This is a genomic window from Halococcus salifodinae DSM 8989, assembly GCF_000336935.1.
Lineage (GTDB): Archaea > Halobacteriota > Halobacteria > Halobacteriales > Halococcaceae > Halococcus > Halococcus salifodinae.
This window is the reverse complement of record NZ_AOME01000015.1, coordinates 106,089-122,494: the sequence shown is the minus strand read 5'-3', so window position 1 is coordinate 122,494 and position 16,406 is coordinate 106,089. Positions and strand designations below refer to the sequence as shown.

The 16,406-nt window shown below is 63.4% G+C and carries 15 protein-coding genes; 6 read left to right on the top strand and 9 right to left on the bottom strand.

Going from position 1 to position 16,406, the window contains the following annotated elements; translation table 11 throughout:
- Window positions 1–184 precede the first annotated feature (184 nt).
- Window positions 185–868 carry a carbonic anhydrase gene (locus C450_RS03590; protein ID WP_005040109.1) on the top strand — a complete coding sequence of 228 codons (684 nt, stop codon included), beginning with the start codon at window positions 185–187 and terminating at the stop codon, window positions 866–868.
- 95 nt (window positions 869–963) lie between these two features.
- On the top strand, window positions 964–1,689 hold the full coding sequence (locus C450_RS03585) for a helix-turn-helix domain-containing protein (RefSeq protein ID WP_005040107.1): 726 nt from the start codon (window positions 964–966) through the stop codon (window positions 1,687–1,689).
- 871 nt (window positions 1,690–2,560) lie between these two features.
- On the opposite strand, the gene C450_RS03575 is transcribed toward C450_RS03585, so the two are convergent.
- From C450_RS03575 to samp2, 3 genes are read right to left on the bottom strand one after another with little or no spacing between them, the layout of a single operon-like run.
- On the bottom strand, window positions 2,561–2,896 hold the full coding sequence (locus C450_RS03575) for a GNAT family N-acetyltransferase (RefSeq protein WP_005040102.1): 336 nt from the start codon (window positions 2,894–2,896) through the stop codon (window positions 2,561–2,563).
- A 41-nt stretch (window positions 2,897–2,937) separates the two neighbouring features.
- Window positions 2,938–3,432 carry a redoxin domain-containing protein gene (locus C450_RS03570; RefSeq protein WP_005040099.1) on the bottom strand — a complete coding sequence of 165 codons (495 nt, stop codon included), beginning with the start codon at window positions 3,430–3,432 and terminating at the stop codon, window positions 2,938–2,940.
- A 36-nt stretch (window positions 3,433–3,468) separates the two neighbouring features.
- Window positions 3,469–3,660 (bottom strand): ubiquitin-like small modifier protein SAMP2, encoded by a 192-nt coding sequence (gene samp2, locus C450_RS03565; protein ID WP_005040098.1) that lies wholly within the window; start codon window positions 3,658–3,660, stop codon window positions 3,469–3,471.
- A 123-nt stretch (window positions 3,661–3,783) separates the two neighbouring features.
- Here samp2 and C450_RS03560 point away from each other — a divergent pair, with 123 nt between their 5' ends.
- The gene (locus C450_RS03560) at window positions 3,784–4,761 is read left to right on the top strand and encodes a replication factor C small subunit (RefSeq protein ID WP_005040096.1); all 978 of its coding nucleotides are present in this window, start codon (window positions 3,784–3,786) and stop codon (window positions 4,759–4,761) included.
- Window positions 4,762–5,039: 278 nt separating this feature from the next.
- Here C450_RS03560 and C450_RS03555 read toward each other — a convergent pair whose 3' ends face one another.
- Both C450_RS03555 and C450_RS03550 read right to left on the bottom strand, forming a co-directional pair.
- Window positions 5,040–5,351, bottom strand: coding sequence for a hypothetical protein (locus C450_RS03555; RefSeq protein WP_005040094.1), 312 nt, complete (start codon window positions 5,349–5,351; stop codon window positions 5,040–5,042).
- A 58-nt stretch (window positions 5,352–5,409) separates the two neighbouring features.
- Window positions 5,410–5,685, bottom strand: coding sequence for a winged helix-turn-helix domain-containing protein (locus C450_RS03550; RefSeq protein ID WP_005040092.1), 276 nt, complete (start codon window positions 5,683–5,685; stop codon window positions 5,410–5,412).
- A 416-nt stretch (window positions 5,686–6,101) separates the two neighbouring features.
- Between C450_RS03550 and C450_RS03545 the strand changes: the two genes are divergently transcribed.
- A complete protein-coding gene (locus C450_RS03545) occupies window positions 6,102–7,721 on the top strand; it encodes a DUF4394 domain-containing protein (protein ID WP_005040090.1) in 1,620 nt (539 codons plus the stop codon).
- Between the two features lie 167 nt (window positions 7,722–7,888).
- Here C450_RS03545 and C450_RS03540 read toward each other — a convergent pair whose 3' ends face one another.
- A complete protein-coding gene (locus C450_RS03540) occupies window positions 7,889–8,398 on the bottom strand; it encodes a TspO/MBR family protein (RefSeq protein WP_005040088.1) in 510 nt (169 codons plus the stop codon).
- A 146-nt stretch (window positions 8,399–8,544) separates the two neighbouring features.
- Between C450_RS03540 and alaS the strand changes: the two genes are divergently transcribed.
- Window positions 8,545–11,322, top strand: coding sequence for an alanine--tRNA ligase (alaS, locus tag C450_RS03535; protein ID WP_005040086.1), 2,778 nt, complete (start codon window positions 8,545–8,547; stop codon window positions 11,320–11,322).
- A 552-nt stretch (window positions 11,323–11,874) separates the two neighbouring features.
- Here alaS and C450_RS03530 read toward each other — a convergent pair.
- Both C450_RS03530 and C450_RS03525 read right to left on the bottom strand, forming a co-directional pair.
- Window positions 11,875–12,657, bottom strand: a complete 783-nt coding sequence (locus tag C450_RS03530) for a sulfite exporter TauE/SafE family protein (RefSeq protein ID WP_005040084.1) — start codon at window positions 12,655–12,657, stop codon at window positions 11,875–11,877.
- Window positions 12,658–12,661: 4 nt separating this feature from the next.
- Window positions 12,662–13,012, bottom strand: a complete 351-nt coding sequence (locus C450_RS03525; protein ID WP_005040082.1) for a (4Fe-4S)-binding protein — start codon at window positions 13,010–13,012, stop codon at window positions 12,662–12,664.
- A gap of 367 nt (window positions 13,013–13,379) precedes the next feature.
- On the opposite strand from C450_RS03525, the gene C450_RS03520 reads away from it, so the two are divergent.
- On the top strand, window positions 13,380–15,188 hold the full coding sequence (locus C450_RS03520; protein WP_005040080.1) for a formate/nitrite transporter family protein: 1,809 nt from the start codon (window positions 13,380–13,382) through the stop codon (window positions 15,186–15,188).
- A 120-nt stretch (window positions 15,189–15,308) separates the two neighbouring features.
- Here the strand turns inward: C450_RS03520 and C450_RS03515 are convergent, their stop codons facing one another.
- The gene (locus tag C450_RS03515) at window positions 15,309–16,280 is read right to left on the bottom strand and encodes a nucleoside hydrolase (RefSeq protein WP_005040078.1); all 972 of its coding nucleotides are present in this window, start codon (window positions 16,278–16,280) and stop codon (window positions 15,309–15,311) included.
- Window positions 16,281–16,406: the final 126 nt, after the last annotated feature.

The window sequence follows — 16,406 nt, the reverse complement described above, 5'->3', positions numbered from 1 at the left end:
AGACACGGTGGTTCGGTAGTCGAATGATTCCTGCGTTCGAAGTGAATCGTTCATGCACGACGATAGCAAAAACGACCTCGGCAGCCCGGATTCTATCGTTGTCCATACATGACGGATGTATCTGGCTGATCGTTGTTCGTAGAGGATCGAAGGGATATAGCCGAGAGGGCGATTCTGAACGGGCATGGACCAGACGATCGTCGACCTCCTGAAACGAAACGCCGATCACGCCGAAGAGTTCAGGGACCGATTCGACGACATGCAGGATTCCCAGCGGCCGGCAGTCGTCACGGTCTGCTGTTCCGACTCTCGGGTGCTTCAGGACCACATGTGGGAAAACGACGAGCCGGGACACGTCTTCACCTGTGCCAACATCGGGAATCGAGTGTCCCAGCGGACCGACGCCGGGGCGGTCGTCTCGGGCGATGTCCTGTACCCGATCGTCCACACCGACACCGAGACCGCCATCGTGGTCGGCCACACCGGCTGTGGAGCTGTCACGGCGGCGTACGACGCCATCACCGGCGACGGGGCCAGCGAGCCAGCGGGGATCGAGCACTGCATCGGACTGCTGACACCCCATCTCGAAGCGGGCGTCGAGGCGCTCCCTACGGACGTGAGTCGCACCGAGGCCATCAACCGACTCGTCGAGTACAACGTCGACCGCCAGGTCGCGGCGCTGGTCGAGATCGAGGAGGTTCCCGACAGCGTCGACGTCGTCGGCGTCGTCTACGACTTCCAGGACGTCTACTCCGAGCGTCGGGGTGAGGTTCACGTCGTCAACGTCGACGGTGAGACCGAGGTCGATGTGCTGCGTGACACTCACTCCGAGATCGCCGCGCGGATCGAGCGGCGGTGGACGTACTGAGAGGGACTGTCGTGAATCGGCACATGAGTCCGGCGGTCGGATCGGCGAAAGCGTTTTGCGGGTGAACGAAAGATCGTGAGTGATAGGTTCGGGCCATGATCGATCTCACCCTCGATATCGAGCAGTACGACTGTCCGTACATCGCCACGACCGACGATCACGACCTGGCGTTCTCGACGCTCAACTGGGAGTTCGACCGGACGGCGGCGAAGCTCGAAACCAGGATGGTGGTCGACGGCGGCGACCGCGCGACCCTCGACCGAGGACTGGGGACGCTCCGCGAGCACGATCAGATCCACGAGTACGACCTGGTGGCCAAGCGCGACGGCGTCGCACGGATCCGCTCGACGATTCCGACGACGAACGCGATGGGGGTGATCCGCGACCACGACGGTTACGTCACGGGCCCGTTCCACATCGAGTCGGGGAGCGAGCGCTGGCAGGTGGGGTTCGACGGCGAGGGGGCCGCCGGAGCCGCGCTGTCGGCACTGGAGGCCGACAACGAGTTCACCGTCGAGACGCGCGAGGAGGTCGGCCTTCCCGAGATGGGCGGCTACGTCCAGTCGGTCGGTGCAGCGATGGCGCTCGTCGATGGCTATCGCGATCTCTCCGAAACCGAGCGTGAGACCCTCGAAGCCGCCGTCGACAGTGGCTACTTCGACCGGCCACGGAGTGCCGATCTCGGGGCGCTCGCCGACGAGTTCGACGTCTCGAAGCCCGCAGTCTCGAACACGCTCCGGCGCGGTCAGGAACGCGTGCTCTCGCGGGTGGTCGACGCGCTTGACGACCTCGATAACGAGCGACCGGAATCGCCGAACTGACTCACCAAGTGTTCGAGACGACCGCTTCGCGGCGGGCCTGTGGATCAGGCTCGGGCTTGCCCCAGTATCTCCTCGCGAGCCCCCGAGCACACTTGCGATTTCCCCGACCGAAGTGGAGCGTGTTCTCGTTGACCGGATCGCTGAGCAGTCCGAAAAACCTCGACTGTTCGGCGTTGCTGGTGTCGGCAGGATCCGGTGGAAGGGTCTCCGTGGTCCTGTTCGATCGGTCTGTGGCTGGTAGGTGCGTGTCGATACGTGCATCCGGATCGGATGAGTCGGTCTCCGACGCTGAATTTCTACCCATGACATCTGAATCACCGTCATCACAAGCTACCCGACAGACGGACGCTGGGCGATGTCTCGCCCGTTAGGTGCGTCCAACTGTGGTGTGGTGATACTGTGTCATCAGAGGCCGGCTAGCTGGATTCGTTATGCACACCGATCTGCGAAATTTAGACTGTCGGTGTATATTTCGAGCATAGTCGCGCAGGAGTAATCTACCTGCCTGATTTCAGGTGCATTGAGAAGCTACCTAGCCGACATCAGGTTCACGGCGTCGTAGAGCGCACGACGGCGCTCGCCGTGCGGACGCAACGGCGTCGGGAGGACCACACGCTGCGCCCGATCTTCCAGCTCACGCCGTCGAGGACCCGATTCGATATCGCGACATGGAGTTGATCGGACGGTGGGCCCACGAGGTCGCGGGAAGGGGGATCGGCTGGATTCCCGAGGAACGCGGGTGTTCACCGATCTCACCGTCGCGGAGAAGGCCGGATCGCCGCGCTGGCCGACGAGATGGAGAGTGCTCAGACCACCACCTTCGAGACGTTCCCGGATCTCGAACGGTTCGCGGACCGGAAGGCGGACGTTCTCAATCGAGCTGGCCTCGGAACCGTCCGGGTTCGTCGGCCGGTTCGATCGCGAACCCGAGCGATGTGTAGAACGGACGAACGGGCGCGTCGAACCACGCAATGAGTGGGGCATCGTTCGCCGTGTGGTGCTCTGCGGCCGTCTCGACGAGGCGCGTCCCGATCCCCTGATCGCGCCGCGCGCGACGGACCGCGATCGTCGTGATCTCCTGATCGTCGAGAACGCACGCACCGAGCACCCGATCGTCGACGACCGCGACCAGCACTGCCTCGCGATCGATCGCCCCGCGGACCGCGTCCGCCTCGACCGCGAGCGCCGCCCCATCCAGCACGCCCATCACTGCCGGGAGTTCGTCGGAGTGGGCCGGACGAACCCTCGTCACGCCGCGAGCAGATCGTCGAGTTCGCCGAGCATCGCGTCGATCGAGGGACGATCGGACGGCGTATCGCCTTCGTGAATCGAGTGGGTGTCGAGCGCGTCGTTGCGGGTGTCGAGGATCACGGTCTGGGGCATCCGACCGACGAGGTCGTGGAGCTCACCGAGCGCGCCGAATCGGGTCGGCTGGTCGGACTGCTCGCCGACATCGGCGTCGGGGTCCGCGAGCAGCGGGAAGGGAAGCTCGAATGAATCCTGCCACTCGCGGGCACGGGCCTTCGGCTCGGGAAGGATCGAGACGACGGCGACGTTGCGCTCGGTGAACTCGTCGTAGCGCTCGGCAACGTCCTGGAGTTGGTCCTTGCAGTTGCCACAGTGATAATCGCGCTGGAAGAGGAGCACGCTTGCCTCGTAATCGGCGGCGAACGCGTCGAGGGAGAGCGGGTCTGGCCCCGCACCGACGTTCGGGAGCTCGAAATCGAGTCGCGCGATGGACATGGGAGGGGTTGGAGGGCAAGCAGCAAAGCCGTTTGGTCACCCGCCCTTGATGAGCCGGAGCACTCGAACGCGGTCGGCGTCGATTGCACGGTCCTCGGGAACGGGCCGACCGTCGACCAGTACTGTTGCCTCGTGGGGCCCCAGCCCGACGGCGTCGAGCAGGTCGGCGTACGTTCCTTCGACGTCGAGTTCGTGCGTTTCGTCGCCAGCGACGTCGACCGTGATCATACCCGAGCCAGCCCGCGAGCGGTCTTGAGCGTGTCGCCGTCGCGGTCGATCGGTACCGCTTCGCTGTCCGTTCCCGCGTCGATGTCTCGGGTGGCTTAAGAGCGGGCCGGCCATCCGGTCGGTATGAGCGAGAGCGCGACCGGGGCGGCCGGCCGGGACGAGATCTGGATCGAGAAGTACCGCCCCGAGACGCTCGCGAACGTCGTCGGCCACGAGAACATCGTTGGTCGGCTCGAAAGCTACGTCGCCCAGAACGATCTGCCCCATCTCCTGTTTTCGGGGCCGGCCGGCGTCGGCAAGACCACGAGCGCGATGGCGATCGCACGGGAGGTGTACGGCGACGACTGGCGCGAGAACTTCCTCGAACTCAACGCGAGCGACGAGCGCGGGATCGACGTCGTGCGGGATCGGATCAAGGACTTCGCCCGCACCAGTTTCGGGGGGTACGACTACCGGATCATCTTCCTCGACGAGGCCGACGCACTCACGAGCGACGCCCAGTCGGCGCTCCGGCGGACGATGGAGCAGTTCGCGAACAACACCCGCTTCATCCTCTCGTGTAACTACTCCAGTCAGATCATCGATCCGATCCAGTCGCGGTGTGCGGTGTTCCGGTTCGGCCCGCTCGCCGAGGAGGCGGTGGGCGAGTACGTCAGACAGGTCGCGGAGCGAGAGGGGATCGAGGTGACCGACGACGGCGTCGACGCGCTGGTGTACGCCGCCGACGGTGACATGCGGAAGGCGTTGAACGGACTCCAGGCTGCGGCCACGACGGAGGGCGCGGTCGACGACGAGGCGGTGTACGGGATCACCGCAACCGCACGGCCCGAAGAGATCGAAGCGATGGTCGAGCGCGCGCTCGACGGCGATTTCACCGCCGCGCGGGCGAAGCTCGACGACCTCCTGACCGACGCCGGATTGGGTGGCGGCGACGTCATCGACCAGCTCCACCGCTCGGCGTGGTCGTTCGACCTCGACGACGCGGCCACGGTTCGACTGCTGGAGCGCGTCGGCGAGACCGACTACCGGATCACCCAGGGCGCGAACGAGCGCCTCCAGTTGGAAGCGCTGCTCGCGTCGCTCGCACTCGAAGCGGAGTAAGCCACTGACCCGAGTTCAGTTTGGTTCGAGGGGGCGTGGCTTACCACAGTAGTGGTATATTTCTCGGTTACACTATTTTCAGGGCCGGACGGCCCCGAGATACTGATCGAATGGGTGTAGTTTCCGGGCTGAACGTCACCAGAAACAGAGAATGGTATTTCGACGGTCACCTGTGGCTGCGTCGAGAACCACCGCCAGTTGGGGGGCAAGGATTCTTCTACGATATTGGGCCGAGAGGAGAAGTTCGCTGTTCTCTTGATCTCGATTCCACTGTCGGGCTAATCCCACGAAACCCAAGTGATGAAGACGATGCCGCCGAGCTGAAGAACCTGTGCCGACGACATCACGAATAGGGGGAGCGGATGCACGAGTTCTGAGTTCGCCACCCAACCCGATACCGCTGGGTGGAACGTATAGAAATACGTCGTGATGGTGGTCTGGAGCAGGAGGATGCCGGCGAAGACGAGGAGCCCGACCGCGTGCTTCGAGCGGAAGATGAGGTAGTTCCGCCCCCAAACGTAGATGAGACCCACCAAGAGCACTACGCTGAGTGCGGCCGAAAGGCGCAGAAGCGTCACTAATACGTCCATCTACTCACCCGAGTCCAGTTTTCTGTCGGTTTATGGGTTGTCCTAATTTCTACCATACTCACTCCACCTGCTCGATGATTTCCTCGACCATTTCCCAGTTGGTTCGTGCCCGGTCCGTCGGGAGATAGATCGCACCATGCTCGTCGCCGCTGTTTCTGAGAACGTCGTTTTCCACGAGCACGTCCAAGTGGTGTCTGACCGTCGTGTAATCGAGATTCAGGTCGTCTGCCAACTGGTTCGGGTTGCGTGGCTGGTCGTCGAGTGCCCGGAGGAGACGTGCCCTGTTCTCACCGCCGCGGGTGCCAACGAATACGTACCACAGGACGGCCTCCATTGCCAAGCTAGAATCTACCCAAGTATGGTAAGCGTACCGATCGGAACAGTCGTTCAGTAACGTGCTATGAAACACGGAGTTGTGTCCGCCGAAGCAGTACTGAGAACCGAGAACAGTCGATCACGGTGCCCCGATTCAATCATTCATCATACTACTATTCCCCAGTAATTTTTAATGTACAGCCTTGGATCTGGATTTCAACAATGTTCAGACATCGAACGTGCAATCACTTACTCGGGACCAGTCTGTTTCCGACCATTATCGTGCTAAATGAGCGAGTGTCATTATCCGGCGAATGTCATATCGGATCGTCCTCATTTGGGTCGGATTTGGGTATAGTTTCGGAGCGATATGGGGAGATGTTCGGAATAGCCATTAGATCCCCCCGTTCGATTGGATGAGCGGTGGAACCACCAATGACTTCCGAAGAAACCATCGCGGAACGCATCGAGGCCGGCGAGAGCTTCGCCGACCTCAGCGAGTTCAAGTTCGACAATGCTACTCACGAACAGGACGATATCGATCGCGAGAACGAGACGACACAGGGTCTGCTTACTCGTGTTGGCAGCGCCTTGGATCGGCGATCGTTCATGAGCAACACGGCGAAAGCGGGTGTCACGGCGGTTGCTCTCGGGTCGCTCGGGACCGGTATCGCCGCCGCGGATCACGAACCGCCCGTCTATGGTCTCACGCTCGTCCCCTCCAAGCAGGACAAAAACAAAGACGCGGACATGGAACACGCGGTCGCGTTGGTCGCCGTCGAGGACGGCACCGCGAACGCGCTCGTCCCGGTCGATCTCGACTCGGGCGCGATTCACACCGATAAGAGTAGCCGAATCGATGGTGTGAGCGGCGACACCCTGCTCGTCGGGGTCGATTACCGCCCGTCCGACGGCAAACTCTACGCGCTGGGTGAGGACGGCACGCTCTATACGGTGGGGATGCCGAACAAATCCGGAGGTTCGGTCTCGGCCAATACTGTGGGGTCGGCGGACTACCCCGATACGGATCTCATCGACGGCATCGGGTTCGACTTCAATCCGGTCGCGGACGCGATCCGGATCGTGACGACCGACAGCGACAGTTTCGTCACGAGTGCCGACGACGGCTCGATCGTCCGCCAGGACCCCGATACGTTCTACATGGACGGCGACGACAACGCCGGCACCGCCCCACAGCTCAGTGCCTCGGGGTACACCAACAGTGTCGCGGATCCGAGCGATACGACGCTGTACGACATCGACAGCAACCTCGACGTGCTCGTCCGACAGGATGCGAGCCCGGACTCCGACACCACCAGTGGACTGACCACCATCGGCGACCTCGGTATCGACGCCAACGCCGTCAACGGCTTCGATATTTCGGGTACTGACGGAGCCGCCTACGCGCTGATCGCCGTCGACGGTGAGACGAAACTCTACCGCATCGACCTCGAAGTCGGCTCGGCGATGCCCGTCGCCAAGGAGGACGACAAAGGCGACACGAATGGCATGGGTGACATGGGCGACGTCACCGACGTCGACATCCTGAACTTCGCGCTGGCGCTCGAACACCTTGAGGCGGCCTACTACAACGAGTTCCTCGACGAGTACTCCGAGAGCGACATCGAGAACGCCGACGCCATCGGCAAGCAGTTCGCGAACCCGAAACTCCGGTACGCGACGTTCCAGGAGATCAGTTCGGTTCGCGATCACGAGGAGGCCCACGTCGAAGCGCTCACCCAGACGATCAACGACCTCGGCGGCACCCCAGTTGAGGCCGCCGAGTACGAGTTCCCGTACTCGAACCTCGAAGAGTTCGTCAAGTTCTCCGCCCGCGTCGAGGCGGTCGGGACGTCGGCGTACGCCGGTGCGGGACCGCTCATCGAAAACGACGACGTGGTCGCGGCGGCGCTGTCGATCCACTCGGTCGAGGCGCGCCACACCAGCTACTTCAGGGCGCTCATTCCCGGCAGTTCGATGCCGAACGCCTTCGACATGGCGCGGAACATGGACCAGGTGCTCGGCATCGTCCAGCCGCTGATCGTCTCAGAGTAGTCACTTGCTCTCTGCGGATTTTATAGTGGTGCTCACACCTTCCGACGAACGCTGCAGGGCGATTTTCCGCCTGACGCGGCCGTCGTTCGTCGCTCGGCGGTCCAGTGGCGAGACGAAGGAGGGTGCCAGCTAATGCTCGTCGCCCCCACAAAACGAATCCAACGGGGTCAGTTCAGCGTCCAGATCGCGTAGTTCAGCGCCGTCGCGAAACTGACCCACGCGAGATACGGTACCAGCAGGGCGGCGGCACGCCAATCGACTCGCGAGAACGCGACCACAGTGGCGACGATCACGATCCACAGCGGCACGATCACGACGAGACCGAGGATCGGGGATTCGAGCCCGAAGAACGCGGGCGACCACGCGAGGTTGCACACGAACTGGACGGTGAACAGCCCGAGCGCGAGCCGGACGATGCGGCGATCGAGGCCCGACCGCCAGATCAGCCACGCGGCGACGCCCTGGAGTGCGTAGAGCAGCGTCCAGACCGGACCGAACACCCAGCTCGGCGGGGTGAATCCCGGTTTGTCGAGGGTCGCGTACCACGTCTCGATCTGCGGAGCCGTGATGAGCCCGCCCGCCGCACCGAGCACGACGCAGGCCCCGACGACGCCGGCGATCGTGAGGAGCGGTCGACGCTCGGGAAGCGCGAGCCGCCCGTCGCGGGTGGTCGACATGGGTCGTCTACGCGGGCCGAACAGTTAGTGCTACCGTCGGGCAGGGGCCACGTCCCCACTCGCGAAACCACTCGGCGAGGCGACGAATCGACGCTCCGCGAACGGTACGCAACTGTTTTAGGCGAACGCGGGTATGACGGGATACCATGAGTACGCTCGAAGCCGAGTACCGCCTGGAGTACTTCGAGGAGGAGGGGTTCACCAGAAAGGAGTGTCCTGACTGTGGGGATTTCTTCTGGACGCGCGACGAGGATCGCGAGACCTGCGGCGAACCACCCTGTGCGGAGTACGCGTTCATCGGGAACCCGAGCCTCGACGAGGAGTATAGTTTGAAAGAAATGCGCGAGGCGTTTCTCTCCTTCTTCGAGGACCACGACCACGAACGGATCGAGCCCTACCCTGTGGCCGCGAACCGGTGGCGTGACGACGTTCTCCTGACGCAGGCCTCGATCTACGACTTCCAGCCGCTGGTGACGAGCGGCGAAACCCCGCCGCCGGCGAACCCGCTGACGATCAGCCAGCCCTGCATCCGGATGCAGGACATCGACAACGTCGGCAAAACAGGGAGACACACGATGGCGTTCGAGATGATGGCTCACCACGCGTTCAACGCGCGCGAGGACCTCGACGATCCCGACCAGTACGCCTACGAGGGCGAGGTTTACTGGAAGGATCAGACAGTCAGATACTGCGACGAGTTCTTCGAGTCGATGGGCGTGGACATCGAGGAGATCACCTATATCGAGGATCCGTGGGTCGGCGGCGGCAACGCCGGACCCGCGATCGAGGTCATCTATCGGGGAGTGGAGCTCGCCACGCTCGTGTTCATGTCGATGGAGCAAGACCCCGACGGCGAGTACGAACTGAAGGACGGCAACACCTACTCGCCGATGGACACCTACATCGTCGACACCGGCTACGGCCTCGAACGCTGGACGTGGGTCTCCCAGGGCACCCCCACCGTGTACGAGGCGATCTACCCCGACATGATCGGGTTCCTGAAGGAAAACGCCGGGATCGATCACACCGACGATCAGGAGGAGATCGTCACCCGGGCGGCGACGCTCGCGGGGCACATGGACATCGACGAGGCCGAGGACGCCGAACGCGCCCGCGGGACGATCGCCGAGCAGATCGGAGTCGACGTCGACGAGCTCCGCGAGCTGCTCGAACCGCTCGAAGCCATCTACGCCATCGCGGATCACTGCCGGACCTTAGCCTATATGCTCGGCGACGAGATCGTACCTTCCAACGTCGGCACAGGCTATCTCGCACGGATGGTGCTCCGACGAACCAAGCGACTGACCGATACTGTCGGGGTCGACGCACCGCTCGACGAGCTGGTCGACATGCAGGCCGAGCGGCTGGGCTACGAGAACCGCGACACGATCCGGGACATCGTCCGGACCGAGGTCGAGAAGTACCGCGAGACGCTCGAACGCGGCGGGCGACGGGTTCGCCAGCTCGCCGAGGAGTACGCCGAGCGCGACGAGTCGATCCCCACTGAAGAGCTGATCGAGCTGTACGATTCGCATGGAATCCAGCCCGACATGGTCGCCGAGATCGCCCGCGAGAAGGGTGCCGCAGTATCGGTGCCCGACGACTTCTACAGCCTCGTGGCCGCACGTCACGGGGAGGAAGGCGTGGACGAGGCCATCGAAGCGGGAGTCGACGAGCGGATCGCCGATCTCCCCGAGACCGAACAGCTCTACTACGACGATCAGGAGCGCACGGAGTTCGAGGCGATGGTGCTCGACACCTTCGAACGCGACGACGGCTACGACGTGGTGCTCGATCGGACCCTCTTCTACCCGGAGGGTGGCGGTCAGCCCGCCGACATCGGGTCACTGTCGACCGACGATGTAACGGTGGAAGTCGAGGACGTCCAGCGTGAGGGCGACGTGATCGTCCACCATGCCGACGCGAACCCCGGCACCGGCGAGTTCGTCCGCGGCCGCATCGATGGCGGGCGACGGCGACAGTTGATGCGCAACCACACCGCGACCCACATCGTGATCCACGCCGCGCGTCAGATACTCGGCGAGCACATCCGTCAGGCCGGCGCGCAGAAGGGTGTCGAGCGCTCGCGGATCGATGTCCGCCATTACGACCGGATCGACCGCGAGCAGGCGAAGGCGATCGAACACCGTGCCAACGCGCTCGTCCGCGAGAACGTCTCGGTCACAGCGGAGTGGCCCGACCGCCACGACGCCGAGGACGAGCACGGGTTCGACCTCTACCAGGGCGGGATCCCGCCGGGCGAGCGCATCCGGTTGATCCACGTCGCCGACGACGTCCAAGCCTGCGGGGGGACCCACGTCGCTCGGACGGGCGACATCGGCACGATCAAGCTCCTGAATACCGAACGGGTTCAGGACGGCGTCGAGCGGCTCGCGTTCGCGGCGGGCGAAGCGGCGATCGAAGCGACTCAGGACACCGAGGACGCGCTCTCGGGTGCGGCCGAGGCCTTCGACGTCACGCCGAGTGAGGTGCCCGAGACCGCCGACCGCTTCTTCACCGAGTGGAAGGAGCGCGGCAAGCGCATCGAGGACCTCGAAGCCCAGCTCGCGGAGGCGCGCGCAGCTGGCGGTGTCGGCGAGGAGGTCGACCTCGGGGACGCGACGGCCGTGATTCAACGGATGGACGCCTCGCCCGACGAACTCCAGGCGACCGCGACCGCGATCGTCGAGGGCGGCGATGTCGCCGTCGTCGGGAGTGCGGCCGACGGCGCACAGTTCGTCGTCGCCGTTCCGGACGGGGTCGGGATCGATGCTGGCGACGTCGTCGGCGAGCTGGCTGCACGGGTCGGCGGCGGCGGTGGCGGCCCGCCGGATTTCGCCCAGGGCGGCGGGCCACAGGCCGGGGAGTTGGACGCGACGCTCGAGGCGGCTCCCGACGTGCTTCGCCAGGTGCTGAACGCCTGAGCGGTTGAAATCGAGTTTCTCTGTGATCGAGCACGCGTCCAGTGGTGACACCGTCTCGGCCGCTCGTCGATCTCAGTATCGCTCTTCCAGGGGCGCTGCTCAGCGATATCGGGGCCGGAGGAAGGCCGCAGATCGGCCGATAAATCGTTTATCGCGATAGAAAATCTCTGTGACGGCCGTCCTGAGGTTCGGCACTCGTATTTCTGGGGAACACCCAGCCGAACAGGTCAGATGATCGAATACACTGAATAGGTCGGTGTGGCCGCTCCATTCGGCAGATCGTTCTACTGTTATGGGCCGAGGACGCTCTGTTCACCGGTATGTCGAAGTCAGAATGGGAATCGACGGCGAAACGGCCGTGAAAGTCGCCGCGTAACGCGCTTTTCGTTCTCACTGTGCTGTTCGTGGCTCGCGCATACGAGACGGTTCAATCCGAACGTCAGAGCAGGCTTCGTGCGGGCTGGCCGAGGGATTGCTACGAGCGATCACCGTCGTATTCCGAAAAAATTCAGCAGAACCGCCACACGTCCGTTGCTCGCTCGAAGTTCACCCTCAGACGCCGATACCGGTAGCGATGAGTCGGATTCCGATGACGACCAGCAACACCAACACGAATCCGTCGACGTATCGCTCCGGCAGCAGGTGGCGGATCCGTTGGCCGCTCGCCACGCCAACGAGTCCGACGAGTGCCACACCGACCGACAGCCACACGAGCGCTCCCGAGCCGTAGAGGTCAAGCAGCCATGCCGCGCCGACGCGAATCGACGAAATCCCGAGGAAGATCAGGGCGAGCACACCCACGAAGATCGATCGCCTGAGGTCGAGGCTATCGAGATAGGCAACCATCGAGACGCCGACGTTACTCGCCCCGAAGATCAGTCCGCTACCGAAGCCGATTCCGATCTGGGCGTTCGGGTACTGTTCGAAGGCGTTCGATGTGACGTATCCCTTGCCCGGAATCGGGACCGCGTCCTGCGTGAACACGACGTAGCCCACCGTGAACACGCCGAGCGCAAGCGTGAGCAGCGCGGTCGGAATCCACTGGAGGATGGCCATCCCGACGACGGTTCCAACGGCGGCCGCCACGATGAACGGCGTAAATCGACGCCCGCAGGTCCGCAACTGTTCGCGGCTGAGCTCACGCACGAGGGGGATGTTCGAAACGAACACGGGGATGATCATGAGAACGACGGCCTGCTGTGGTTCGAGGACGGCTGCCGATCCGACCGTTCCGATGAGCGCATAGCCGAACCCGGTCACGCCGGTAACGGCGCCGGCGAAGAACACGACGATCGCGATGAGAACGAGGACGTCCGTCGAAAAGCCGAGCACCATGTCGCTACAGCGTTCCTGCTCGGTCGTTCACCGATCGACCACGGAGAGAAACAGCAGAACGCTCGTGAATCATCGGTTGTAGTGCGGTGTCACTGATTGGATCGTGCTTCGGTCGAAAACCCGGACGCTGCGTGTGTTCCGTCACAGAACGGTTGGTCTGTGAACCGCCACAGCGACACGGAACGGTGTCGGTGTCCCGAACCGTCGAGTCGGCGTCCGCGGCGATCCACGGCGACTCGTCGGGGTCGAACACCGCGAGTAACCCACGGACGCACTCTCCAGCGAGAATCCATTGCTGCACGTCGTAGCTGCCCTCGGTTGCCTCGCCGGAGTACTGGTAGATGTCTTCGTTCATCGTGGATTCGCCTCGGTTGGTAACTTTACTCATGGCGTCGAGATGTCTTAACAGTGAGGACATTTCGTCCGCCATACCGCTGCAAACAGCGCCCTATCGCTGCAAGTAGCGCCACATCGCGCGTTTGTCCGTGTGAAGGACAACGGAAACCGAACGCAATGGGGGTCGAGTCTCGCCTTTCGTCGTCCGAGAGAGAGCCTATCGAACGGGCTACTGACGACGGGTCGTCCGCTTCGTGTCTACCGAAGCCGAAAAGCACACCAACGGAAGGATACGCAGCGCAGAACGGCCGCAGTGAGAGCAGTGTTCCACGAGAACACGTCCTCGAACACCAAACGCTTAGTTCCACTGTGAACATCGTCCGGCAATGGCCGACACAGACGACCCTGATCCGGAGGCAGTTCGAGATGCCATCGAACGGTCCAGAAGCGGTGCCCCGGCCGCCGGGGCGGTCGTTCGCGATCGGTTTTCCACGGACGAAGTTTTCCAGCGAATCATCGCCGAAGCCGACGAGGAGGTCACTTCCGGCAGGCGTGAACTCTTCTTCAGCGCGCTCGCCGCCGGCTTCGCCATCACCATCACGTTCTTGCTCTATTCGTCGATGACGGCGTCCACCGACAATGACCCGGTGTTGAGCGCTCTACTGTATCCTCTCGGATTCGTCTACATCATCATCGGCGGCTACCAACTCTACACGGAGAACACGCTTCCTCCTGTTGCGTTAACCCTCGAACGGCTGGCCAGTGTTCCGACACTGCTGCGCCACTGGCTCATCGTCCTCGCCGGCAACTTCACCGGGGGTGCGCTCGGTGCGGCCGCACTCACGTGGGGCGGCGTGTTCTCACCCGAAGCGGCGCAGGCGGCCTTCGACCACGCCCAGCACGGCATCGAGACGCCAGTGTGGGCGCTGTTTTTCAAAGCCGTCTTCGCCGGGCTGATCGTCGCCGGCGTCGTCTGGATCGTGTACGCCTCGCGCGATACGATCTCACGGCTCGTGGTCGTGTACATGGCCTTTCTCGCGATCCCGCTGGGCGACCTCTTTCACGTGGTCGTCTCGTTCACCGAGATGCTGTATCTGGTGTTTGCGGGTGATCTCGGTCTCGTCGTCGGAATGACGCAGTTCGTCATTCCAGTGCTGCTCGGCAACACCCTCGGCGGCATCGTGTTGGTGACCGTCGTCAACTACTTCCAGACGACCGAACACCGCCTCGAATCCGCCCGGTTCGAGGGCGCGGGCCGCCAGCTCTCGATACGGGAGTGGGCGCTCGGCGGTTTCGCCGGTCGTTCGTACGTCCCGATCCTCGATACCGCGGAAGGGACCGTGCCCGATGACGCCTCCTACCGTGTACTGGTCCCGATCGGCAACCCGCGCACCGAGTCCGGAACCGTCGAGCTCGCGTGCAGCCTCGCCAGCGAGCGCGCGCCCGCAACCGTTCACGCCGTTCACATCGTCCAGACGCCACAGGCGTCGATGAGCTACGATCGCGACCAGCACGAACGCATCGTCGCCGACTCCGACGAACGAATGGAATACGTGCGCGAGACCGCGGAGTCGTACGACGTCCCCTGTGAGACCTCGACGATCGTCTCCCACCGCTCGTACGAGGAGATCTTCGACACCGCGGCGCGCGACCACGCGAACCTCGTGGTGATGGGCTGGGGGACCGACCGGCCGTGGGGAGCCGCTCGCACGGAGCGCCCGCTCGACGAACTGACCGGCCAGCTCTCCAGTGATGTCCTCGTTCTCAAGGATCGGGGCCACGACGCCTCACGGGTTCTCTTGCCGACCGCGGGCGGGCCGCCATCCGATCTGAGCGCCGAGGTCGCGCGAGCGCTCCGCTCGGCCGTCGGTTCGGAGATCACGCTGCTCCACGTCGTCGACGGTCCTGACGAGCGCGAGGCGGGCGAGGAGTTCCTGGAGGACTGGGCTGCGGACCACGACCTCACCGACGCCGTGCTCACGGTCGATGATTCCGGCGACGTCGAGGGTGCAATCGGCCGTGCGGCCGTGGACCACTCGCTCGTTCTCATAGGGGCGACCGAGGAAGGGTTGCTCTCGCGGCTCGTGACCGACTCACTGTACTTCGACGTCATCGACGAGGTCGATTGCTCGGTGTTGCTCACCGAGCGGCCGGGCGGCCGTACCGTTCTCGAACGGCTGCTCGGGCGGACGTGACTGGTGTCCCAAACGCCGTCGAAATCGGTCCGAAAGTCTCTATTTGCTGCTGGATCGGTGGCTGCGTCCGCGCTGGGCACGAGCGGAGGTAACGAACGTCGGACACCGTAGTCGCTGGACTCAGTCGAGTGCGGACTCCGGCGATCGCCCGCGGAGCATGGCTCGGAACATCGCTTCGAAGCGAGCGTTGTCGAAGGACTCCACGACGGTCGTCCGCGGTTCGCCGTCCGTCACGTCGTTCTCGTCGACCACCGAGTACCCGCGCGTGAGGCCGTCGCGATCGTCGACCTCGACGTGATACCTGCCGGCCTCCACAACGAGCGACGGCTCGATGACGGCTGCCATCATCCCGGAGTCGGGCTGTGTAGTCGTGTCCTCGCCGAACGATTCCCGGTTGAACGCTCGTACCGACGTCGCTACTTCGCCGAAGAACTCACCGAGGTCGGTGTCGATCCCCGCCGTGAACTCGTCGAGTGTGTCGCCGTCGAAGGCGGTTTCCCGAACGGTGACACCCCAGTCGAACAGCGTCATATCCAGTTCGTCGACGACCATCTTTGCGGCGTGAGGATCCACCCAGAAGTTGTACTCGGCAGCCGGCGTGACGTTCCCACAGCAGTTCGCGTTACCACCCATCACCCAGACATCGTCGAGGAGATCACCGAGCTTGGGTTCCTTCTGGAGCGCCAAGGCGACGTTCGTCAGCGGCGCAATACAGACGAGCGTCAGTTCCCCGGGATTCGCGCGGGCCTGTTCGACGATGAAGTCGGGACCATACTGGTCACCCGATGGAATCCCGGTGTCCGGGAAGCGCTCGCCGCCGAGACCGCCTTCGCCGTGAATGTAGTCCGCGTAGTCGTGGGTGGCGAGCAGGGGTTCGGTGGCCCCCTCGTAGACGGTAACGTCGTCAGCGACTCCCGCGAGATCGAGCGTGTATTTGGCGTTCTCGACTTGATGTTCGAATTCGACGTTTCCCGCACAGATGGTGATACCCTCGACATCGAGGCGTTCGGAGGCAGCGGCGAGCAACAACGCTTGCGTGTCGTCACCAGCAGTGTCGGTGTCGACGATGACGCGACGCGTCTGTTCGGTCATGCGTCCACTACCGACGAACTCGGCAAATAGATGACGACGAGTGGTTCTCAGATCACCCGAGAATAGCGATCTCTTGTGCCTGCCGATATTTTTCAATTCTCCCGTCGCTCTGGACACCGATAGCTG